The organism is Methylobacillus sp. DLP286 (assembly GCF_056636515.1).
Map to the genome: position 1 here is coordinate 1,505,175 of NZ_CM153145.1, position 22,261 is coordinate 1,527,435.

General features: G+C 58.9%; 22 protein-coding genes and 1 tRNA gene. 6 read left to right on the forward strand and 17 right to left on the reverse strand.

What is annotated here, in order from left to right; translation table 11 throughout:
* Positions 1-15: 15 nt before the first annotated feature.
* The 15 genes from ACWXTG_RS07285 to ACWXTG_RS07355 all read right to left on the reverse strand — a co-directional run bounded on the left by ACWXTG_RS07285 (position 16) and on the right by ACWXTG_RS07355 (position 14,117).
* Positions 16-654 (reverse strand): NADH-quinone oxidoreductase subunit J, encoded by a 639-nt coding sequence (locus ACWXTG_RS07285; protein ID WP_407996831.1) that lies wholly within the window; start codon positions 652-654, stop codon positions 16-18.
* 197 nt (positions 655-851) lie between these two features.
* Positions 852-1,343, reverse strand: coding sequence for an NADH-quinone oxidoreductase subunit NuoI (gene nuoI / locus ACWXTG_RS07290; protein ID WP_309566660.1), 492 nt, complete (start codon positions 1,341-1,343; stop codon positions 852-854).
* Positions 1,344-1,385: 42 nt separating this feature from the next.
* The gene (gene nuoH, locus ACWXTG_RS07295) at positions 1,386-2,405 is read right to left on the reverse strand and encodes an NADH-quinone oxidoreductase subunit NuoH (RefSeq protein WP_480219490.1); all 1,020 of its coding nucleotides are present in this window, start codon (positions 2,403-2,405) and stop codon (positions 1,386-1,388) included.
* Positions 2,402-4,828: an NADH-quinone oxidoreductase subunit NuoG gene (gene nuoG / locus ACWXTG_RS07300; protein ID WP_480219491.1), complete on the reverse strand. Its 2,427-nt coding sequence runs from the start codon at positions 4,826-4,828 to the stop codon at positions 2,402-2,404. Before nuoG ends, nuoH begins: the two co-directional genes overlap by 4 nt.
* Entirely contained in the window at positions 4,821-6,146 is a 1,326-nt protein-coding gene (gene nuoF / locus ACWXTG_RS07305) for an NADH-quinone oxidoreductase subunit NuoF (RefSeq protein ID WP_480219492.1), read from the reverse strand. Before nuoF ends, nuoG begins: the two co-directional genes overlap by 8 nt.
* Positions 6,143-6,622, reverse strand: a complete 480-nt coding sequence (gene nuoE / locus ACWXTG_RS07310) for an NADH-quinone oxidoreductase subunit NuoE (protein WP_480219493.1) — start codon at positions 6,620-6,622, stop codon at positions 6,143-6,145. The genes nuoF and nuoE overlap by 4 nt, the downstream gene beginning before the upstream one ends.
* The gene (locus ACWXTG_RS07315) at positions 6,619-7,872 is read right to left on the reverse strand and encodes an NADH-quinone oxidoreductase subunit D (protein ID WP_309566669.1); all 1,254 of its coding nucleotides are present in this window, start codon (positions 7,870-7,872) and stop codon (positions 6,619-6,621) included. Before ACWXTG_RS07315 ends, nuoE begins: the two co-directional genes overlap by 4 nt.
* 127 nt (positions 7,873-7,999) lie before the next feature.
* Entirely contained in the window at positions 8,000-8,593 is a 594-nt protein-coding gene (locus tag ACWXTG_RS07320; RefSeq protein WP_407996827.1) for an NADH-quinone oxidoreductase subunit C, read from the reverse strand.
* Between the two features lie 11 nt (positions 8,594-8,604).
* Positions 8,605-9,081 (reverse strand): NuoB/complex I 20 kDa subunit family protein, encoded by a 477-nt coding sequence (locus ACWXTG_RS07325; RefSeq protein WP_011480281.1) that lies wholly within the window; start codon positions 9,079-9,081, stop codon positions 8,605-8,607.
* Positions 9,082-9,094: 13 nt separating this feature from the next.
* Positions 9,095-9,451 (reverse strand): NADH-quinone oxidoreductase subunit A, encoded by a 357-nt coding sequence (locus ACWXTG_RS07330; protein WP_230346657.1) that lies wholly within the window; start codon positions 9,449-9,451, stop codon positions 9,095-9,097.
* A gap of 710 nt (positions 9,452-10,161) precedes the next feature.
* Positions 10,162-10,246: transfer RNA gene (locus tag ACWXTG_RS07335), tRNA-Leu, on the reverse strand.
* A gap of 28 nt (positions 10,247-10,274) precedes the next feature.
* Positions 10,275-10,610, reverse strand: coding sequence for a preprotein translocase subunit SecG (secG, locus tag ACWXTG_RS07340; protein ID WP_309566676.1), 336 nt, complete (start codon positions 10,608-10,610; stop codon positions 10,275-10,277).
* A 33-nt stretch (positions 10,611-10,643) separates the two neighbouring features.
* The gene (gene tpiA / locus ACWXTG_RS07345; protein ID WP_480219494.1) at positions 10,644-11,396 is read right to left on the reverse strand and encodes a triose-phosphate isomerase; all 753 of its coding nucleotides are present in this window, start codon (positions 11,394-11,396) and stop codon (positions 10,644-10,646) included.
* An 82-nt stretch (positions 11,397-11,478) separates the two neighbouring features.
* Positions 11,479-13,173, reverse strand: a complete 1,695-nt coding sequence (recJ, locus tag ACWXTG_RS07350; RefSeq protein ID WP_480219495.1) for a single-stranded-DNA-specific exonuclease RecJ — start codon at positions 13,171-13,173, stop codon at positions 11,479-11,481.
* The gene (locus ACWXTG_RS07355; RefSeq protein WP_480219496.1) at positions 13,173-14,117 is read right to left on the reverse strand and encodes a hypothetical protein; all 945 of its coding nucleotides are present in this window, start codon (positions 14,115-14,117) and stop codon (positions 13,173-13,175) included. The genes recJ and ACWXTG_RS07355 overlap by 1 nt, the downstream gene beginning before the upstream one ends.
* A 73-nt stretch (positions 14,118-14,190) precedes the next feature.
* Here ACWXTG_RS07355 and ACWXTG_RS07360 point away from each other — a divergent pair, with 73 nt between their 5' ends.
* The 6 genes from ACWXTG_RS07360 to ACWXTG_RS07385 all read left to right on the forward strand — a co-directional run bounded on the left by ACWXTG_RS07360 (position 14,191) and on the right by ACWXTG_RS07385 (position 20,155).
* Positions 14,191-14,643 carry a SixA phosphatase family protein gene (locus tag ACWXTG_RS07360; RefSeq protein WP_407996822.1) on the forward strand — a complete coding sequence of 151 codons (453 nt, stop codon included), beginning with the start codon at positions 14,191-14,193 and terminating at the stop codon, positions 14,641-14,643.
* A 43-nt stretch (positions 14,644-14,686) separates the two neighbouring features.
* Positions 14,687-15,319, forward strand: coding sequence for a nucleotide-binding protein (locus ACWXTG_RS07365; RefSeq protein WP_407996821.1), 633 nt, complete (start codon positions 14,687-14,689; stop codon positions 15,317-15,319).
* A gap of 15 nt (positions 15,320-15,334) precedes the next feature.
* A complete protein-coding gene (locus ACWXTG_RS07370) occupies positions 15,335-16,819 on the forward strand; it encodes a CYTH and CHAD domain-containing protein (protein ID WP_407996820.1) in 1,485 nt (494 codons plus the stop codon).
* A gap of 70 nt (positions 16,820-16,889) precedes the next feature.
* Positions 16,890-17,258 (forward strand): DUF6394 family protein, encoded by a 369-nt coding sequence (locus tag ACWXTG_RS07375; protein ID WP_309566689.1) that lies wholly within the window; start codon positions 16,890-16,892, stop codon positions 17,256-17,258.
* A 52-nt stretch (positions 17,259-17,310) separates the two neighbouring features.
* Positions 17,311-19,002 (forward strand): potassium channel family protein, encoded by a 1,692-nt coding sequence (locus ACWXTG_RS07380; protein ID WP_407997164.1) that lies wholly within the window; start codon positions 17,311-17,313, stop codon positions 19,000-19,002.
* Positions 19,003-19,114: 112 nt separating this feature from the next.
* A complete protein-coding gene (locus ACWXTG_RS07385) occupies positions 19,115-20,155 on the forward strand; it encodes a M48 family metalloprotease (protein ID WP_480219497.1) in 1,041 nt (346 codons plus the stop codon).
* Positions 20,156-20,252: 97 nt separating this feature from the next.
* Here ACWXTG_RS07385 and arfB read toward each other — a convergent pair whose 3' ends face one another.
* Both arfB and ACWXTG_RS07395 read right to left on the reverse strand, forming a co-directional pair.
* Complete coding sequence (arfB, locus tag ACWXTG_RS07390) at positions 20,253-20,660, reverse strand: alternative ribosome rescue aminoacyl-tRNA hydrolase ArfB (protein ID WP_480219498.1); 408 nt, start codon at positions 20,658-20,660, stop codon at positions 20,253-20,255.
* A gap of 10 nt (positions 20,661-20,670) precedes the next feature.
* Positions 20,671-22,125, reverse strand: coding sequence for a M17 family metallopeptidase (locus ACWXTG_RS07395; RefSeq protein ID WP_407996816.1), 1,455 nt, complete (start codon positions 22,123-22,125; stop codon positions 20,671-20,673).
* Positions 22,126-22,261 lie beyond the last annotated feature (136 nt).

Consider the following 22,261-nt stretch of genomic DNA (forward strand, 5'->3'; position numbering starts at 1 on the left):
GCTGCATCCCCATTCTTATTTCTTTTCAACACCAGGTTCTGAAGCCAGCACGATTTCCTTTTCTGCCGGCATGCTGACGATGCGCACGCGGTCGGCGCGCTTGACCTTGACCTGCTCCGCAGGGTCCATGAACTTGGAGTCCTTGCGCTCGCGCAACGTCAGAGCGATCGCCGCAACGATCGCGACCAGCAGCACGACGGAAGCCAGCTCGAACGGCAGCAGGTAATCGGTGTACAGCTGGCGACCGATCTCCGCAGTATTGCTGTATCCGGCCGGCCGGGGCGCAGGCGCGCTGAGCATGTCCGCGCTGAAATGCTTGCTGCCCAGGATCATCACCATTTCGGCGGCCATGAGAAGACCGACCGGCAAGGCAACCGGCAATGCGTTCCAGAACCCTTCGCGCAGCTTGTCGAGATTAATGTCGAGCATCATCACGACAAAGAGGAACAACACCATGACCGCCCCGACATAAACCAGCACCAGGGCAATGGCAAGGAATTCGGCCTCCAGCAGCAGCCAGATGCCTGCGGCAGTGAAAAAAGCCAATACCAGGAATAAGGCGGCATGCACCGGGTTGCGGGCCGTAATCACGCGCAATCCGGCAAACAGCAGGATGGCAGCTAGGGCGTAAAAAACATAATCCTGGAATATCATGATGCTCTCCTCATGGATACAAGCGCATTGGCAGCGCCATATCCATCACTCCTCCTCGTGGCTTTCTTAAGATCGGCTTAACAAAACTCTCCTGGCGTTGTTGCCCTGCCTAGTCGTACTAATGTACTGCCTGCGGCAGAACGCCTAGCCAGGACCGCCTTGCTGGGTTTTGTTAAGCCGCCCTTATTATCAAATTTCTAGCGATATCGCGCATCCACCGCACGGTCCGCGGCAATCTGTTCTTCATACTTGTCGCCAACGGCCAGCAGCATGGGCTTGGTATATAACAAATCCCCGCGCTTCTCGCCGTGGTAATCGAAAATCCTGGTCTCGACGATCGAATCCACCGGGCAGGACTCTTCGCAAAACCCGCAGAAAATGCATTTGGTCAGGTCAATGTCGTAACGCGTGGTGCGGCGGGTATTGTCTTCGCGCTGCTCGGACTCGATCGTGATCGCCAAGGCCGGGCATACCGCTTCGCACAGCTTGCAGGCAATGCAGCGCTCCTCGCCGTTGGGATAGCGGCGCAGCGCATGCAGGCCGCGGAAGCGCGGGCTCATGGGCGTGCGCTCTTCGGGGAACTGCACTGTGACCTTGCGCGCGAAGAAGTAGCGGCCGGTCAAGGCCATGCCCTTGACCAGCTCAAGCAGCATGAAACTTGCGAACAATTCTTTTATCTTGCCGATCATCCTAGTTTCTCAATGAAATAGTTTCTCAAGTAAGCCAATCGCTCAATGAAACAAATAAGCCCAGCGCGTCTGCATCATCGCGCCCACGAACAATATCCAGACCAAGGTCACGGGGATGAACACCTTCCAGCCCAGGCGCATGATCTGGTCATAGCGGTAGCGCGGGAAGGTGGCACGGAACCAGAGGAAGAAGAACAGCAAGGCCGCGACCTTGAACAGCAGCCACAAGATGCTGTCGGGCAGGAACGGCACAGGCGACAGCCAGCCGCCGAGGAACATCAGCGCCGCGAGCATGGCCACGAGGATCATATTGGCGTATTCCGCCAGGAAGAACACCGCGAAGGCCATACCGGAATACTCCACATGGAAGCCGGCCACGATTTCCGACTCGCCTTCCGCCACATCAAACGGGGCACGGTTGGTTTCCGCCACCGCGCTGATGAAATAGACGACGAACAAGGGGAACAGCGGCAGCCAGTACCACTCCCAGAAACCACCGGACTGGGCCAGGACGATCTTACCCAGGTTGAGGCTGTTGGCAGACATCAATACCCCCACCAGCGCAAACCCCATCGCGATTTCATAGGAAACGATCTGCGCAGCGGAGCGCAAAGATCCGAGAAAGGCGTACTTGGAGTTGGAAGCCCAGCCGGCAATGATCACGCCGTACACGCCGACAGAGGTCATCGCCAGGATATAGAGCAAGCCTGCGTCAATATCCGCGAGCACCAAGGTGAGGTCGAACGGCACCACAGCCCAAGCTGCCAACGCTGGCGCAATCGCTAACACCGGGCCGAGCAGGAACAGGGTCCGGTTCGCCGCGCTCGGGATGATGATTTCCTTCATCAGCAGCTTGATGCCGTCCGCCAATGGCTGCAGCAGGCCGCGATAACCGACACGGTTCGGCCCCAGACGCACCTGCATGAAGCCGATCACCTTGCGTTCGGCCAAGGTCAGGTAAGCCACGGCGCCCATGAGCGGCAAGACGATGGCAATGATCTTGAGCAGGTTCCAGACCAGGGGCCACAGCGGCCCCAGCAAGGTTTGCACTTCCGCGATCATGCGGCCACCTCATCAGCCGGTTGCTCGACGGGAATCCGCTCTACTGTGATCTCGCCGAGCAAATCGCCCAAACCCGCCGTTTGAGGCAAGGCGCCGGGAATCCGTACGCAGCCATGCGGCACGCGGATGTCCGCATGCGCCTCCAGCACGGCGCTGCCTTCGCCTTGCCTGACGAGGATGCGCTCGCCTTCCTGGATGCCCAGCTTCTGCATCTGTTCAGGATGCAGCGCAGCCAGCACCGCCTTCGCTACCTGGCGCGTCTTCTGCAAAGGCGGCGAACGGCGGACAATGCCGTCGGACTGGAATTGCGGGATCTCGCCCACGCGCTGCAAATCGCTATCCAGCTTGACCTTGATCTCGACATCGATCAGCTCGCGCAGGTTGTTGTTCAAGGTGCGCCAGACAACCGCCGAAGGCTTCTCGCCGCCGAAGATCTCGTCCTTGATCTGCTCGGTGCTGTCAAAATCGAAATGACCCACGCCGGCAAGATTGCCCAATACGCGCAGCACCTTCCAGCCGGGGCGCGCCTCGGCCAATGCCTTGGTCACGGCGGTAAAGCTCTGCACCCTGCCCTCCATGCTCATGAAAGTGCCGGAGGTTTCGGTAAACGGCGCGATGGGCAAGAGGATGTCGGCATCCCGCTCCAGCGCTTCCGACTTGTACGCGGTCAATGCCACCACGCACTCAGCCTGCTGCAACGCATTTCTCGCCAGGCTGGGGTTATGGCAATCCAGCTCAGGCTCCACATTGACCAGCATATAGGCCTTGCGCGGCGACTCCAGCATGGTGCGGGCGTTCAGGCCGCCCGCCTTGGGCATCGCGCCGACCAGGTTGGCGCCAACGCTGTTTGCGCCAGCGCTCAACACGCCGAAAGTCGCGCCGCACAAGGAGGCGATCGCTTCGGCCAGACTGAATATTTCGGTATAGCGCGGATGATGCTGGGAAATATTGCCCAGGAACACGGCGGAGCGGGGGCTGATCAAGTCCATGGTTTCGCCATGGCCTGTCAGGCTGAGGGCGATGGCCTTGCTGTTGTCCCAGACCCTGACGCCTTCCAGCAATTCGCTCAAGGATTTGGGCAGGCACAGAGAAAGCCTTTCCATGCCCGAAACGGCCTTGAGTATCTGCGACAGCACGTTGACCATGTCGTTCGGCGAGCAAATGGCCTTGTGCTTGATCGGGATCAAAGGGTCGTCATCCAGCGGGTTCACCACGGAAAGCTCCGCCCCGTTGGCAACCGCGCGGCGGATGCGCTGGGCCAGCAAGGGGTGTTCGTTGCGGAGGTTGCCGCCGATCACCAGGATGCGGTCCATTTCCTGCACATCGGGGATGTTGCAGCCCATCCAGATCACGCCAAGACGCTTGCCGTCATGACGGAAGTCGGTGTGGCGCAGGCGGTAGTCGACATTGTCCGAGCCCAGGCCATGGGCGAACTTGGTGGCGAGGTAAGCCTCCTCCATGGTGCTGTTGGGCGAGACCAGCACACCCAGCGCATCTCCGCCTTCGCTGTTCACGATATCCTTGATCTGTCCAGCGGCCAGCTCGAGCGCGGTTTTCCAGTCGGTCTCATGCCAGGCGCCATTGTGCTTGACCATGGGCACTTTGAGCCGATCCGGACTGTTCAGGCCTTCGTAGGAAAAACGGTCGCGGTCGGACAGCCAGCATTCATTGATGGTTTCCTTTTCGCGCGGCAGCACGCGCAGCACCTTGCCGTCCTTGATATGCACTTCGATATGCGAACCCAGGCCGTCATGCGGCGCAATGGAGGGTCGGCGGATCAGCTCCCAGCTACGCGCGGTGTAGCGGAACGGCTTGCTGGTCAGGGCGCCCACCGGGCAAAGGTCGATGATGTTGCCGGAAAGCTCCGAATCGACGCTCTTGTCGACATAGGCCGTGATCTCGGCATGCTCGCCGCGATTGATCAGCCCCAGTTCCATCATGCCGCCGACTTCCTTGAGGAAGCGCACGCAGCGCGTGCACTGGATGCAGCGCGTCATGTCGGTGGATACCAGGGGACCGATGTTCTTGTTGACGACGACGCGCTTTTCCTCAGTGTAGCGCGATGCGGGCGCACCATAGGCCACCGCGATATCCTGCAGGTCGCACTCGCCGCCCTGGTCGCAGATCGGGCAATCCAGCGGGTGGTTGATCAGCAGGAACTCCATCACGCTCTGCTGGGCTTCCACCGCAGCCTTGGAGCGCGTGAATATCTTCATGCCGTCGGCCACGGGTGTGGCGCAGGCGGGCAGCGGCTTGTTGAATTTTTCCACCTGCACCAGGCACATGCGGCAATTGGCGGCGACGGAAAGCTTCTTGTGATAGCAGAAGCGCGGAATGGCAATGCCCAACTGATCGGCTGCATCGATGATGGTGGAGCCGTGCTCCACCTCGACCTGCTTGCCATCTATCTCGACATTAAGCATAGGCTACCTCTTGCTGCGCCTGGATTCGTCCTGCCAGGCCGTCCTCCACCATGCTGCGGCCATGGCGGATGTAGTATTCGAATTCGGGGCGGAAATGCTTGATGAAGCTCAACACCGGCGTCGCGGCCGCATCGCCCAATGCGCAAATAGTACGGCCGGAGATATTGCTGCTGACGTCGGTCAGCAAGTCCAGGTCTTCCAGCCGGCCTTGCCCGTCGACAATGCGCTTGATGACCCGGTATAGCCAACCCGTGCCTTCTCGGCACGGCGTGCATTGCCCACAAGATTCCTCGAAGAAGAAATAGGACAAGCGCTTGAGGGTTTTCACCATGCAGGTGGTTTCGTCCATGACAATCATGGAGCCGGCGCCCAAGCTCGAACCCGCCTTGGAAAGACCATCGTAATCCATGGTCGCTCCCATGATGGCTGAAGCTGGTAAAACGGCAGTTGACGGCCCTCCGGGGATGACGGCTTTCAACTGACGCCCCTTCCATACACCTCCAGCCAGTGCCAGCAATTCAGCAAAAGGAATGCCCATGTTCACCTCGTAATTCCCGGGCTTGTCTACGTGGCCCGAGATCGAGAAGATTTTGGTTCCCCCTGAATTGGCGACACCAAGTTCCTGAAAAGCTTGGCCGCCGTGCTCCATGATCCATGGTATCGACGTGTATGACTCCGTATTGTTCACATTGGTCGGCTTGCCAAACACGCCGTAGCTGGCAGGAAAAGGCGGCTTGAACCTCGGTTGCCCTTTCTTGCCCTCTATCGACTCGATCAATGCAGTCTCCTCGCCACAGATATAAGCGCCGTAGCCGTGTACTGCATATAGATCGAAACTGAAATCGGTGCCGAACAGTCGTTCGCCGAGATAACCCGCTGCACGCGCCTCGTCGAGCGCCGCTTCGAATATCTCGTAATCCTGCCAGATTTCACCGTGAATATAGTTGTAACCCACCCGCGCGCCCAGGGTATAAGCTGCGATCGCCATGCCCTCGATGAGCTGGTGCGGGTTGTAGCGGATGATGTCCCGGTCCTTGAAGGTGCCAGGCTCGCCCTCATCGGTATTGCATACCAAGTACTTGGTGCCGTCGAAATAGCGCGGCATGAAGCTCCACTTGAGGCCAGTTGGGAAACCAGCCCCGCCGCGCCCGCGCAAGCCGGAGAGCTTGACCTGGCTGATGATCTCGGTGGCCTTGACCTTCTCGGTCACCAGCCGCTTCAGCTGGGCGTAGCCGCCCACCTTGAGATAAGTATCCAGCGACGCAGGATTCTCCTGCCCGACGGTACGCAAGCAAACCAGGGTTTGTGTCGCCCTCATTTCTCGAGGCCCTCCAATATCTGGTCCACCTTCTCCGGCGTCAGGAACTCATGCATTTCGGTATTGTTGATATGGAACAACGGCGCCCCGCCGCAGCATCCCATGCACTCCCCTTCCTTGAGGGTAAAGCGCGCATCTGCCGTGGTTTCGTTGAAGCCGATGCCCAGGCGCTTCTGCAAATGCTCCACAATTTCGGCGGAATCGCGCAGCATGCAGGAAATATTGGTGCACACCGTGATCTTGTACTTGCCGACCGGCTCCAGCTCGTACATGTTGTAGAAGGTCGCCACCTCCAGTGCGGCAATGGCGGGAATGCCAAGGTAGTCGGCTACTTCACTGATGGTTTCCTTGGAGAGCCAGCCCTTCTCGGTCTGTGCGATCCGCAACGCGGACATCACCGCCGCCTGGCGGTGCTCCGACGGGTATTTGGTCAACTCGCGGTCGATCTTGGCTAAGGATTCAGCAGACAAACTCATCGGTCAATTTCTCCGAATACAATATCCTGCGTGCCGATAATCGCCACCAGGTCAGCGATCATGTGGCCGCGCGTCATTTCGTCCAGCGCAGCCAAGTGAGCAAATCCCGGCGCACGGATTTTCACGCGGTATGGCTTGTTCGCACCGTCGGAAATCAAATATATGCCGAACTCGCCCTTGGGATGCTCGACCGCGGCATAGGCTTCGCCCGCAGGGACGTGAAAACCTTCGGTAAACAACTTGAAATGATGGATCAGCGCCTCCATGTCGTGCTTCATCTCTTCACGGGGCGGGGGCGCAACCTTGGTGTTGCCGCTGATGACCGGTCCAGGGTTCTTGCGCAGCCAGTCTATGCACTGCTTGACGATGCGGTTGGATTGGCGGAACTCCTCGATGCGCACCAGGTAGCGGTCATAGCAGTCGCCGTTCACGCCTACCGGGATATCGAAATCGAGCCGGTCGTACACCTCGTAAGGCTGCTTCTTGCGCAAATCCCAGGCAAAACCGCTGCCGCGCAGCATCGGCCCGGTCAACCCCAGCGCCAAGGCGCGCTCGGGCGACACCACGCCTATGCCCACGGTACGCTGTTTCCAGATGCGGTTGTCCGTCAGTAATGTTTCATATTCATCGACATAGGCCGGAAAACGGTCGGTGAAATCCTCGATGAAATCCAGCAGCGAACCCTGGCGGTTCTCGTTGAGCTGCTTGACGTCTTCCTTGCTGCGCACCGCCGATTCCTCATACTGCGGCATGCGATCCGGCAGGTCGCGGTAGACGCCGCCCGGACGGTAATAGGCCGCATGCATGCGCGCGCCGGATACCGCTTCGTAGCAATCGAACAGATCTTCGCGTTCGCGGAACGCATAGAGGAACACCGTCATCGCACCCACGTCCAACGCATGCGCGCCCAGCCAGAGCAGGTGGTTGAGGATGCGAGTAATCTCGTCGAACATGACGCGGATGTACTGCGCGCGCAAAGGCACTTCCAGCCCGAGCAGTTTCTCGATCGCCATAACGTAGGCATGCTCGTTGGCCATCATGGACACATAATCAAGCCGATCCATGTAAGGCACGGACTGCAGGTAGGTGCGGTTCTCGGCGAGCTTTTCCGTCCCGCGGTGCAGCAGGCCGATATGCGGATCGGCGCGCTGGATCACCTCGCCGTCAAGCTCCAGCACCAGCCGCAGCACGCCGTGCGCCGCAGGGTGCTGCGGGCCAAAATTCATGGTGTAATTCCTGATTTCCGCCATGGCTCAGCCTCCCACCCCGACCATCGAAGCCATGTCTGCTTCCACTATTTCAGTGCAGGCTAACTTGCGCATGCAAGTTAAGTACGAAGTACGGCCGGAGCTAAAATTCATGGTGTAATTTCTGATTTCAGCCATGATGGAAGCCTTCTTCGCGGATCACCCTGGGCACATTGTTGCGCGGGTCTATCGTCACCGGCTGGTAGATCACGCGCTGCTGCTCGGGGTCGTAGCGCATTTCCACGTTGCCTATCATCGGGAAATCCTTGCGGAACGGATGGCCGACAAAACCGTAATCCGTCAACAGGCGCCGCAGGTCCGGGTGACCTTCATACATGATGCCGTACAAGTCGAACGACTCGCGCTCGAACCAGTTAGCGGCCGGCCAGACATCCACCACGGTAGGCAATACCGGGAAATCATCATCCAGGGCGAATACGCGTAGGCGCAGCCGCTGGTTCAAGCTGACAGAAAGAAAATGGTATACCGTGGCATAGCGCAGGCCGGACCACGAACCCTCGCCATAATCGGCATAATCGACGCCGCACAGGTCGATCAATTGCTCGAACTTCAATAGTTTGTGATCGCGCAGCAGGTTGGCTACTTCCAGCAAGCATGGCGCTTTGCACTCGATCGTGATTTCGCCTCCATCGTCCTTGAGGCGGGTCATGCTTTCACCGAGCACTTGCTGCAAGTTCTGCTTTAATTGTTCCAGGCGCGTCATTGTGTCGGCTCTCAGCGGGCTATCGTATTGGTACGCTTAATCTTGTTCTGCAATTGGATGATGCCGTAGAGCAAGGCCTCGGCAGTCGGCGGGCAGCCTGGGACATAGACGTCCACGGGCACGATACGGTCGCACCCGCGCACGACGGCATAGGAATAGTGATAATAACCGCCGCCATTGGCGCAGGAACCCATCGAGATCACCCAGCGCGGCTCGGCCATCTGGTCATAGACCTTGCGCAATGCCGGCGCCATCTTGTTGACCAGCGTGCCAGCCACGATCATGACATCGGACTGCCGGGGGCTGGGACGGAACACGATGCCGAAACGGTCCAAGTCGTAGCGCGCCGCGCCGGCATGCATCATTTCCACCGCGCAGCAAGCCAGCCCGAACGTCATCGGCCACAGGGAGCCGGTGCGGGTATAGTTGATCACCGTATCCAGCGTGGTGGTTACAAAGCCTTTTTCGAGTACGCCTTCAATGCTCATGCCAGATTACCTCTTACTCCCATTCCAGCGCCCCCTTCATCCATTCATAGACGAAACCCACGACCAGTATCCCAAGGAAGACCATCATCGCCAGAAAGCCGAACAGGCCGATTTCCTGCAATACGACGGCCCAAGGGAAAAGAAAGGCGATTTCAAGGTCGAACAGGATGAACAGGATGGCAACCAAGTAGTAGCGCACGTCGAATTTCATACGCGCATCTTCGAACGCTTCAAAGCCGCATTCGTAAGGAGAATTCTTTTCGGCATCAGGACGGTTGGGAGAAACCAGCTTGCCAAGCACAATAGGAGCGACACCGACACCAAGACCCACAATGATGAACAGCAATATCGGGAAGTAGTTCTCCAGCACGTTCTAACCCTATACAAATCAGCCTTGAGGAAATCAAGTTCATTCAACTTGACAGCGGTAGCGATGCATTCATCATACCCCGCATTTGTTAATGAATTGTAACATAAAAATTACAACTAAACAGCCCGGAATGCCGCCACAGGGGCTGACTTTACCATTAGCAATTGTTTCATATGATATTTAGTTGCAAATAACCTTATAAAACCAGGGTTAAAATGCAATCAAATTAACTTTTTGTTACGAAAATAACCCCACAAGATACAGGTTATACCCGCAAAAACCTCAATAGTTCACAGGGATTTCAATTTATTCGTCCAAGACGAAAAACGACAGGATTTCCAGACGCCAGCCCGCAAAGCATCAGACACTCAAAAGATCATCAAGCATCAAGAAAAGGTGATTCAGCGGCAACAATACTTCCTGTTGCAACACCGCCTAAAGAGGGAAGGCGGGACGAAGGACAGACCGGAAACATCAAGAAAAAACAGGCCCGGATGGGCCTGTATGAGTTTGGAAGATTCAATGCGTGCAATCGCATTGATGAACATGGTATTGCCGCCATATTTCACTTGAATGAAACAAGGACTAGTCCATTTCATCAAGCAAACAACTGCCGCCTCGCACGGCCTTCTTAACAGCAATTAAAGCCAATAAAAAACCCGCACAACACTAGGTTAATGCGGGTTTTACGATCGATTTCTCGATTTATTTGGTGCCGACGGTGAGACTCGAACTCACACGGCTTTCGCCACTACCCCCTCAAGATAGCGTGTCTACCAATTCCACCACGACGGCAATGGGCTTACGCCCGAAAACTTTGTAATTACTGAGGTACGTCCTTTGCCGATGTAGGTTCAGCAGGCTTGGGCACATCAGAAACAGGAGCGGATTTTACCACGGACTTCTGTACCACGCTGCCTTGTTCAGAACGGTGGCTGGCCAAGTATGCAAGGCTCATGCTGGTCACGAAAAAGATCGCGACGCAGATGGCGGTTGCACGGCTCATGAAGTTGGATGAGCCGCTGACACCAAACAGGCTGCCCGAAGCGCCGCTACCAAACGCAGCGCCCATGTCGGCACCCTTGCCATGCTGCAACAATACCAAGCCGACTACGCCCAGCGCTGCGATCACATGAATGACGGTTACGATTGTTTCCATTTTCTCTTTTAAATCCCCTGCCTGGCTGTAAACTCAGCAAGCAGCGCGACAAATTCTTTCAAAATCATCGGCATCCAAAGAACACCTGCCGATCAATCCGCCGTCTATATCCGGCATAGACAGCAATTGTGCCGCATTTCTCGGATTTACGCTACCCCCATAGATGATTCTCACGCTTTCCGCCGCACCGGGATGCATGGCGGCAACACGCTCGCGAATGAAGGAATGCGCAGCGCGCGCCTGCTCCGGCGAAGCCGTCTTGTTGGTCCCGATCGCCCATACGGGTTCGTAGGCGATCACGGCCTGGTCGAGCAAGGCTCCGCCCGAGACGGATAGGATGGCGTCCAACTGGTTGGCGATCGCATATTCCATGACTCCCGACTCGCGCTCCTGCAGGGTTTCGCCGACGCAAAAGATGGGGGTGATGCCGTAATGCTTGGCGATGGCGAACTTGTCGGCGATGTTGGCATCGCTTTCGCAGTAGGCGTCGCTGCGCTCCGAGTGCCCGACGATGACGTAGCTGGCGCCAAATTCCTTGAGCATGGCGGCGCTGACTTCGCCGGTATAGGCGCCGTTCTCGTGCTTGGCCACATTCTGCGCTCCCCAGGCGATATTGGTGTTGCTGAGCATTTCCTGGGCCTGGAACAGGTAGGGATAAGGGACGCAGACGGCGATATCCACATGGCCGACATCCCGCAAGCCGCGCACGAGCGCTTCCAGCAACCTTTTGTTCTGAGCAAGGTTGCCATTCATTTTCCAGTTGCCGACAACCAGCTTGCGACGCATAAAAAAACCCGAAAAATTTATTTGATATTGTTGATCGATATTACAGTGCAGCCATTGGACCGGTCAACGCACGCGGCCCCGGCTAGGCTGGCTCCTGCCAATGCTGCAGGCATAGTTGTACGGACTGCGCGCCGCGAAACTCGTTCACTTGCATTTGATAGACCGCATGCACCCGCTCGGGCAGGAACTGCTCCTGCCTGAAAAAGATGGCGTCAAACACCTGCCCGGATTTTTCCAGGCTCAGCTTGAGATGCCGCTCCCCGACAATGCGCTGGTTGACGACGCGGAACTCGTCCAGGAATAACGGCGGCGGAAATCCCTGCCCCCACACCTGGCGCTCCAACGCATACGCCATGTCCAGCCCGGCATCCTCTACGGACAATGAGCCGTCGACCTCGATCACGGCCTCGAGCTGCTGCTGGGTCAACAGGCTAGCGACCACTTGCTCAAATGCCGCATCGAAGCGCGGAAAATCCTGCTCGCGTATGCTCAAGCCCGCCGCCATGGCATGCCCGCCGAATTTCAGCAGCAAGCCGGGCTCGCGTTTGGAAAGCAGGTCCAGCGCATCGCGCAGGTGCAGACCCGCAATCGAGCGCCCCGAACCCTTGATGACGCCATCGCCTGCTGATGCGAATGCAATCACGGGGCGATGAAAACGCTCCTTGATGCGGGAGGCCAGGATGCCGATCACGCCCTGGTGCCAGCCTTCCCGGAACAGGCTCAGGCTATAGCGCCCGGCAGCATCGATCTCGTCCAGCACTGCCAGGGCATCATCCTGCATGCCGGCCTCGATATTGCGCCGCTGCTGGTTCAGCTCATGCAGTTGCTGCGCCATCTGCCGGGCCGATGCCATATCCGGCGCCAACAGGCAGGCGATGCCCAGCGTCATGTCGTCAAGACGCCCCGCCGCGTTCAGGCGCGGGCCGATACTGAAGCCAAGATCCTGCGGACTGGCCTTGGCATGGCCGCGCCCCGCCACCTCGAACAAGGCCAGCACGCCGGGGCTGCATTTGCCCGCGCGGATGCGGCGGAGGCCCTGCTCGACCAGGATGCGGTTGTTGTCGTCCAGCCGCACCAGGTCGGCCACGGTGCCCAGCGCCACCAGGTCCAGCAGCTCGGTCAGGTTGGGTTCGGAACCTGCATCAAACGCCCCTCTCCGGCGTAGCTCGGCGCGCAGCGCAAGCAGGACATAAAACATCACGCCGACACCCGCCAGGTTTTTGCTGGGAAAATCGCATCCGTATTGATTCGGGTTGACGATGCATGCCGCCCGGGGAGTCTCATCTCCGGGCAAGTGGTGGTCGGTCACGAGTACAGGAATGCCAAGCTTATCGGCCGCCTCCACCCCGTCGACACTGGCAATGCCGTTATCCACAGTCAGGATCAGGTCAGGATGATGGCCGGCGGCCAATGTCACGATTTCCGGCGTCAAGCCGTAGCCGTATTCGAAACGGTTCGGCACGAGAAAATCCACGGCAGCGCCCATGCTGCGCAAGCCCTTGACGGCCACCGCCGTGGCGGTGGCGCCGTCAGCGTCGTAGTCGCCCACCACCATGATGCGCTTGCCTGCCGCAATGGCATCTGCCAGCAGGGCCGCCATTTCGGGGTTGCCTGTCAACGTTTCCGGCGGGATCAGGCGAGCCAGGCTTGCCTCCATCTGTCCCATATCCCTCACCCCACGCGCGGCAAGCAAGCGAGCCATCGTAGGACGCACGCCGGCCTCGACCAATGCCTCATAGGCATCCTTCTCGATATTTCTTTGTATGATCTGAACCATCAAAAATACTTTTCCAATGCTATAGGCTTGCGCCAGAACTTATACACATCGATTGGCTTGAGTCGCAAATGCAGCATGCGATCAGACCAGGGGAAATATATGTCCAACTGCTGTATCTGCCGGGCTTTCAACGTCTGCCACAACAGTTCGCACCAGCCTGCCCCTAGCTCATCATACGAAGACTGCACGACGGCAGGCGCATGCGATTCGTGCAACAGCGCCTGCAAACCGGCAATGGCGGCATGCTGCAGGCCTGCGAGCTCCGCCATGCCTCTCAGGCTGGCATCGCCGCTATAAACCTTGCACGGAGCCGCCTTGCTCTGGCTTGGCAACACGCCGCCCCCATGCAGCCAGACACTGTTGACGGCAAGCTCGCCGCGCGCCTCCCTTGCCTGGTTAACCTCATGTCCGAACAACAGCATCTGCATTTCATTGAGCAATTGCCGCCAGTGCTGCGCATCATCCCCTTGCGGCAGCCAGGGCGTCACGTCGCGCCCGGCGGCAACGCTGATCGAGGTGGTCGACAGTGCCGGCGCCGATTGCAGCTTGAGGTGCCAATGCCTTTGCGCTCCCGGCAGGAACTCGAGTCCCTCCCCGGCAAAATGCCGATTGAGACTAGTCCGCAATGCCTCGCTTTCCTCGAAGCCTAGGGCCAGCGGCGCCGGCTGAGCAAGCGAGAAAGAGTCCCGCTGCAGCATGAGGTGCACCGGGCTTGCCAGCATCCAGTACGCCCCGTCTACGGACAATCGATTTCCCAGGCGTGCCAATGCGGCGAGCGGCCAATCCTGCTGCTTTGCAATGCCGAACTGTTGGCACAGATAGGCTTCCCAGCCTGTCGCTAGCCACTGCACCCGGCCTCGCGCCAGCAGCCGCAGCAAGGCATCGTCGGCCGCCATGGCAGCCCGGCTTTCAGCAGTATCGGAAAGAAAGATTTGTAATTTCACACAGATGTCACTTTGTCATGAAGCAGGTTGAGCGCTAAGATAGAAGGACATTCTCCGCTTAGCAACAAGGTTTATGGATATTATTTTATGGCGTCACGCTGAAGCCGAAGAAGGCTCTCCCGATCTTGCCCGCGAGCTTACCCCGAAGGGGGAGCAACAGGCTGCAAAAATGGCAGCCTGGCTGAAACAGCACATGCCAGCTGATACCCGCATTCTTGTGAGCCCCGCCAGACGCACGCAACAGACAGCCCACGCCCTCGGGCTGGAGTTTACCACTTTGGACGAGCTTGCCCCGGGTTCGTCGCCCCAGGTATTGCTTGATGCGGCAGGCTGGCCGCTGGGTAAAGACAGCGTGCTCATCATCGGCCACCAGCCGACGCTGGGCATGGCTGCGGCCTATGCCATGACGCGCCGCATGCAATATTGGAGCATCAAGAAAGGGGCTATTTGGTGGATCGCCAACCGCCGCCGCGGCGAGGAAGAACAAACCATACTGCGCGCCATGGTGACGCCAGAACTGATTTGATGAAGATGCCCCCCACCCCGATCCAACACTCCTGGGAGAGCATGTGAGCACCGTCCTGATTGCAAACCCCAAGGGAGGAAGCGGCAAGACTACGCTTGCGACCAACCTGGCCGGCTATTTTGCCAGCAGGGGCAGGCATGTGGTGCTTTCAGACATGGATCGGCAGCGCTCCGCACTGCAATGGCTGGAGCGCAGGCCGTACAAGCTGCCATTGATCCATGGCCAGGACGGCCGCGGCAAATACACCAACAGCCTCAGCGCCGACTGGACCATTGTCGACTCCCCTGCGGGATTGCGCGGCGACAAACTGAGCCAGGCCGTCAAGGATGCCGATTTCATCCTCGTCCCCATGCAGCCGTCCGCTTTCGACATGGGAGCGACACGGGATTTCCTGCAAGTGCTGCAGGAAGAGAAATCCGTGCGCAAAGGCCGCACTTTCGTCGCGATGGTCGGCATGCGGGTGGACAACCGCACGCGCGCCGCATTGGCCTTGCAGGATTTCCTCGCAAAATCGGGCTTCCCCTCCGTGGGCAACCTGCGCAATGCCCAGGTATACGCCCTCGCGGCAGAGCAAGGCGCCAGCCTGTTCGACATCCGCCCATCCCAGGTCAGCCGCGATTTGCAGCAATGGGCTCCGCTGCTGCACTGGCTGGTCAACGCCAACAAGCAAAAATAACCACCAGGAGGGAATATGCCCAACGAGATCGAGCTCAAGCTGCGCATTGCCAAGGAGGATATTCCCCGCCTGCGCCGGCATGCCGCCATCCGCAAGCATCTGGCAGAAAGAGCCGTCACGCGCCGCCTGGTGAGCACCTACTACGACACGCCCGACTTACAGCTGCTCGACCAGCGCGTGAGCCTGCGGGTACGGCGCATGTCCGGCGGCTGGTTCCAGGCGGTCAAGGCGGCAGGCCATTCCCTGGCGGGGCTGCACCAGCGCCTCGAGTGGGAGGACATCATCTCCAAGGGGGAGCCTGATTACACCAAGATCACGGATCCCAGCCTTACCCCTATTTTTGACGATCCGGCGCTCCGGCAGGCGTTGCTTCCCATCTTCACCACCGATATGCGCCGCACCGAATGGCAGCTGGATTACCAAGGCAGCCACATCGAGCTGTCGCTGGATGACGGCCTCTTGATCGCAAAGGACCACTGTCAGCCGCTCATCGAGATCGAACTGGAGCTGAAGGGCGGCAAGGTCGAGCACTTGTTCGCGCTCGCGCTCGAGCTGCAATCCGACATCCCGCTCACCATAGAAAACGTCAGCAAGGCCCAGCGCGGCTATGCCTATTACCGCGATTTCCCGCAGCAGGCCTCCAAAGCCAAGCCTGCAGGCCTGACGCCCAAGGACAGCCCGGGAGAAGCCTTCGAGAAGGCGGGCTGGGAATGCCTGCGCCAGCTGCAAAGCAACCAGGCGATCGCAATACAGGGCGACGACCCCGAAGGCGTGCACCAGATGCGGGTGGCGCTGCGCCGAATGAAAGTGGCATTGAAAGCCTTTGGCAGCCAGGACGATGTGCTCGGCGATGAAATCGACTGGCTCAATGATTTGCTCGCCAAGGCGCGCGACCTCGATGTGCTGCTGCATGAAACCCTGCCGGGCCTGAAGCTGCCTGCAGATGAACTGCAGCAGGCCCAAGCCCACGTTGCCCGCGCAAGAAGCCGGGCATACGGCGCGCTGCGCAACGGGCTAAGGCAATCGCGCTATCAACGCCTGCTGCTCACGCTGGGCCACCTGTTTGCTGTAGGATTGCCCGCAAGCCGTCACGCCGTATCCAATACCGCCGCATCGCATTTGCGCCGCAGGCATAAAAAACTGCTCAAGCAAGGTAAGCGGCTCAACAAACTCTCTGTGGAGAAAAGGCACAAGCTGCGCATCCTGGCGCGCCGCCTGCGTTACGCGGTCGAATTATTCAGCCCGCTTTATCCGAGCAAGAAAGCAGAAAAACAGACGGCAAAACTGTTGGATGCGCTAAGCGAAATTCAAGCCAGCCTCGGGGCGCTCAATGACCTTGCCGTCACCAGCCAGACCCTGGAGCGCATGAGCAAGCGCAATCCCGGCCTACAACCCGCGTGGCTCGCCTGGCAGCATGCCGCGCGCAAACGGGAAAAGCGCCATATCGCAGGACTGCCGACGCTATGGAAGGCGTTTCAACGAGCCCCTGCCGCCTGGTAAAGGTGCCATGTCGGGCAAAATCTACTAAACTCGCCTCCATTCTCTCAACTCCACATATACAGGGATCACAATGAATCTGGAAAAAGTCATTTTCGGCTTCTTCATCGTACTGGCGATGACCCTTAACTTCGGTTTCTTCGTCGGGGGCAGCGGCAACCCCATCGAACATCATATCTATGAGCTGTATACCGCGATCGTGGTGAACCTGATCGCCACGGTGCTCAAGTTCGGCGACCGCTCGCAGATCGGCGCCATCCACCTATCCACCAGCCTGGTCGCGGACCTGCAACTGATCGCGGCGGCCATCGTCTGGGTAGTCGCCAGCGCCGAAGAATCCGGCACCGCCGCGCGCGTCGTGTCGCTCAGCGGGGGCGCTCTGCTCGCCAATATCACCTCGGTCATCCTGCTGCTTGCGGAAACGATTACGCTACGCCGGTAAATCCTGAGCGGAACCGCTTGTGAACAATATTTTCTTCCTGATCCTGCGGCGCATGCGCGCGCCGCTGATCACCGTGATTGTCAGCTACACCATCGCGATTGTCGGGCTGACATTGATGCCTGGCGTCGATAATCACGGCAACCCTTGGCATATGAGCCTGTTCGAGGCTTTTTATGTCATCAGCTATACGGCCACCACGATTGGCTTCGGCGAAGTCCCTTTCCCATATAGCGATTCGCAGCGGCTATGGATGACCTTCTCGATCTACTTCACGGTCATTCCCTGGTTTTACGCCATAGGTAAGATCATTTCACTGTTCCAGGACCCCGCGCTCAAGCAAGCGCTCACCACCAACAGTTTCGCCCGGGCCGTGGACCATCTGCACGAGCCGTTCTTCATCGTCTCAGGCTACGGTGAAACCGGCAGCCTGCTGGTGAAGGCGCTGGACCACAAAGGCATACGCGTCGTGGTCACCGAAGTGGACCAGGACCGCGTTAACGACCTGGAGCTCGAAGACTACCAGTTCGACATCCCGGTGCTCTGCGCCGATGCCAAGATGCCCGACACCTTGCTGCGGGCAGGCGTGCGCCATCCCATGTGCAAGGGCATCGCCGCGCTCACCGACAACGACCATGTCAACCTGGCGGTGGCGGTAGCGGCCAAGCTGCTCAATCCCGACCTCATGGTGCTCGCCCGGGCGGAAGACGATGAAGTCGCCGCCAATATGGCCTCGTTCGGCACCGACCATATCCTCAACCCCTATACCTTATTTGGCGACCAGCTAGGCATGGAGGTACACGCGATCGGGACTTACCTGCTGCACCAATGGCTCACCGGCGTGCCGGGCGATATCCTGACCCTGCCCGAGGTACCCCCGATCGGCAAATGGATCGTGTGCGGCTACGGGCGTTTCGGCAAGGCGGTGGTGGAGAACCTCGAGCGCGAGCAAATCACGACCGTCGTCATCGAGGCCGACCCCGAGCTCACCCACTGCGAAAACTGCATCGTCGGCAGCGGCACCGAAGCATCGACGCTGAAAGCGGCAGGGATAGACGATGCCGTGGGCATCATCGCCGGCACCAACAATGACATCAACAACCTGTCGATCGTGATGACCGCGCAAAAGATGAACCCCAACCTGTTCGTCGTCGTGCGCAAGAACCGCCGCTTCAACGAGCCCCTGTTCGAGCACTTCAATGCCGATATCTCGATGGATCCCAGCGACATCATTGCGCATGAATGCCTGGCCCGCATGATCACACCGATGATGACGCATTTCCTGCAACTGGTGCGCACGCAGGATAACAGCTGGGCCAACCAATTGATCAGCCGCCTGGTAGGGGTGGTGGGCGAGAACGTACCGGATGCCTGGGGCGTGACCGTGGATGCGGAACACAGCCCCGCTGTCGCCAACCTGATTGCCTGGGGACTGCCCGTGACGCTCGATGCATTGACGCGCGACCCCGGCAACCGCACGCAGAAGCTGGACCTGGTCCCTCTCATGCTGGTACGCAGCGGCCAATACACCCTGCTGCCGGAAGTCACCGAACAGTTGCACGTTGGCGACCGCTTGCTATTCTGCGGCAGCGCCATGGCCAAGAGCGTGCAGCCGATCACCCTGAGCAACCACAAGACCCTCACCTGGATCATCAATGGCCGCGAAATTGCCGACGGCTGGCTCTGGCGCTGGGTGACGCGCAAGGTCACCCGTTTGCGCAAGTTGCGCAAACAAGCACAGCAGTAATACACTGCTGGCGATAGCCTGTTCAACATGTCTTCATGGGATATGTTGAACAGGCCCTGAGATACCAGCATAGGTATCCGGCGAACCATCGGCACGATTTCAAGGGGGACGTATGATCCGCAATCTCAGCGCTTTGGCAATCAGCTCGCTACTTCTCGCTTGCTCCACTCCCGTCACCAAGCAAACCGCTATCGACCAACAGGTCAGCGAATCCGAAAAAGCCATCCAGCACGAGCTGGCCTTCCAGAACCAGGCGAAGCGGCACCTGCACGCCATGCGCGTCGCCTTGCCGATATTACGAACCTCCGCCCCGTACTGCGGTAGCAACACCGCTCCCCACCTTGGCTTCCTCGCATATTACCAGTCGCAGTTTCAAGGCGACGTGCAGCGCGCGGCGGTCAAACACTGGAACTTGACCGACGACTACAAAGTAGTGGAAATCTTTGCCGGCAGCCCCGCAGAAAGCGCCGGGCTACAAAAAGGCGATGTGATCGTCCGCATCAACAACCAAACCGTCAGCAGCAAGCAGGCCGACCTCAAGTCATTGATTGCGGCGCCCCACACGCCAGGCCGGGAAATCGCCGTCGACATCCTGCGTGCCGACGAGGCCCGGACCCTGCAGATCCCCATGGACGTCGTCTGCAACTATCCCGTGACGGTGGTCACTGCGGACGATGTCAACGCTTATGCCGACGGCAAGGGGATTTACATCACCAGCGGCATGCTGCGCTTTACCGAAAACGACGATGAACTGGCCACCGTGATCGGGCATGAGTTCGCGCACAACCAGATGGACCACATGGGCAAGAAATCCAACAACCAGTTGCTGGGCGTGATTCTAGGCGCGGTAGCGACCGCCGTGACCGGCGTCGATGTCACCAACCTGGGAGGCAACCTCGGCGCCGGGGCGTTCAGCCAGGATTTCGAGGCGGAGGCCGACTATGTCGGCATCTACGCCACCGCGCGCGCGGGCTACGACATCAGGAGCGCGCCCAACTTCTGGCGGCGCATGGGCGCCGAGCACCCGAAGGCGATCTCGCACGGCGCGTCGCACCCCAATACCGCCAGCCGCTACCTGGCGCTGGACCAGGCCGTCAAGGAAATCGAGCAAAAGCAACAGCTGGGACAAGCCCTGATACCCGACCTGAAATAAAAGCGGCCGGCAAACTGCCTTGTGTATGGCGTAGATCGCCCATGGCCCTGCCCGGGGCCGCCGGGCCGGATGGGATCGGTTTCGGTGCGGTGGCCACTCATTCAATCACATGGCGCCGCAACGCCTTGAGCTCGGCATGGCGGCGCTTGCCTTCCAGCCGGCGCAGTTTCGAGCCCTTGGTGGGCTTGGTGGCGATGCGCGGCGCGGGCGTCCTGGCCACGCTATTGACCAGCTCATGCAACCTGGCGAGCGCATCGGCACGATTCAACTCCTGGCTGCGATGCAGCTGGGCCTTGATGATGATCACGCCATCCTTGGTGATCCTGTGGTCGCGCAAGCGCAACAGCCTGGCCTTGACCAGGTCGGGCAAAGAAGAGGCCTTGACGTCGTAGCGCAGGTGGATGGCGCTCGACACCTTGTTCACGTTCTGGCCGCCCGCTCCTTGCGCCCGCACGGCGGTCAGCGTGATTTCATCGGGCTCCAGGTACAGTTCAGGCAAATCCATAACAAATCCGTTAATCCAGCACCTGGCGTATCAACTGCAAGCCGAGGCTGACGCCGAAGCCGTTCACGTCGCTGCCCACGGCGCCAAGCCCGCCCTTGCGGTGGTATGAAGACAAATCCGTGTGCACCCAGGGGATATCGTTCTCGATGAACCTGGCTAGGAAGCGCGCGGCCAGCACATGGTCCGCGCCGCCCTCCAGGGTGCATTGCTTGATGTCGGCAATGCCGCTTTCCAGTTCTTCCTCGTAATCCTCGTCGAACGGCAGCCTGCATACCCGCTCGCCAACGGCATTTCCAGCTTGCACGGCCTTGTCCAGCCAATCATGGTCATTGCCGATCACGCCGCTATAACGGTCGCCCAATGCCACCTGCATGCTGCCGGTCAATGTGGCGAAGTCGAGCATGAGCCCTGGCTTGGCGCGTGAGGCCAGGGTCAAGGTGTCGGCCAGCACCATGCGTCCCTCCGCATCGGTATGGACGATTTCTATGGTCGTGCCGTTGAGGGCAGTCACCACATCATTCTGCTTGTAGGCGCACGGCCCGATATGGTTCTGCGCCAATGCCAGCCAGCAGTCTATCTTGACCGGCAGGTGGGCCTCGGTCGCGGCGAGCAGGATGCCCAGCGCCACGGCAGAGCCGTTCATGTCCTCATGCATGCCGTGCATGTATTTGGCCGGCTTGAGGTTGTGTCCGCCGGTATCGAAGCAGATACCCTTGCCGACCACAGCCACATGCTGACGCGCATCCTTGGGCTGGTAAGATAAGTGCACGATCGCGGCATCCACTTCCGGTGAGCCTTGCGCCACCGCGACAAAGGCTCCGGCACCAAGCTTGCGCAGTTTCTTGAGGTCGTACTCTTGGCGTTTCCAGCCATATTGCCTAGCCAGTTCCGCGATCTTTTCCCGGTATGCGGCCGGCGTCAATTCATTCGGCGGCGTCAGGGTCAGGCTTCTCGCCAATGTATTGCCGGCCACCAGCGCGTTGATTCCGGCATAGCCGTCGGCCTGCTTCCAGCCCTGAACCACGATATGCTTGAGCGGATGCGCTTTATGCCTGGATTTACGCACAGGCAGTTCCACCGCGTTCACGCTCACCACGTAATACGCCTCGCGCGCGGCGAGCGCCCGCAACGCTTCATCGCCAAACACCGCAATAGTCGCCGACTGCGGCTGGTCATCCAGCAATATCTTGGCAGCCTTGCGCAGTAAGGTATGGCGCTGGAAAGCATTCTGCCGCTCATCCATCACCACCCAGCTTGCAACACCCCCGTTTGGGAGGTCGGCCGATACATGGCTTTTCGCCAGGTCGGTATATTTGCTCCGCGCACGGCGCAACCTGGCCTCCAGCACGGAGGCGAACGGTAGCGAGGCAGGCTTCCTCCTGGGCAGAACAAACAGTATATGGCTTGCCGTCGCCAGTGATTTCTCGTCTGCGGGATGTGGAAGTTGCTTGAGTTGCACAGTCATAAGTTTTCTCTTGTTTTTAGCGGGTTAGGCCCGTACTTTCATGCGCTGCGGCAAGCGACAAAACTTGACCTAAACAGTCAAAAAAGCCAATATAGCGTCTTCACAACGGCCTCAAGCCATAACAAATATTTAAAGC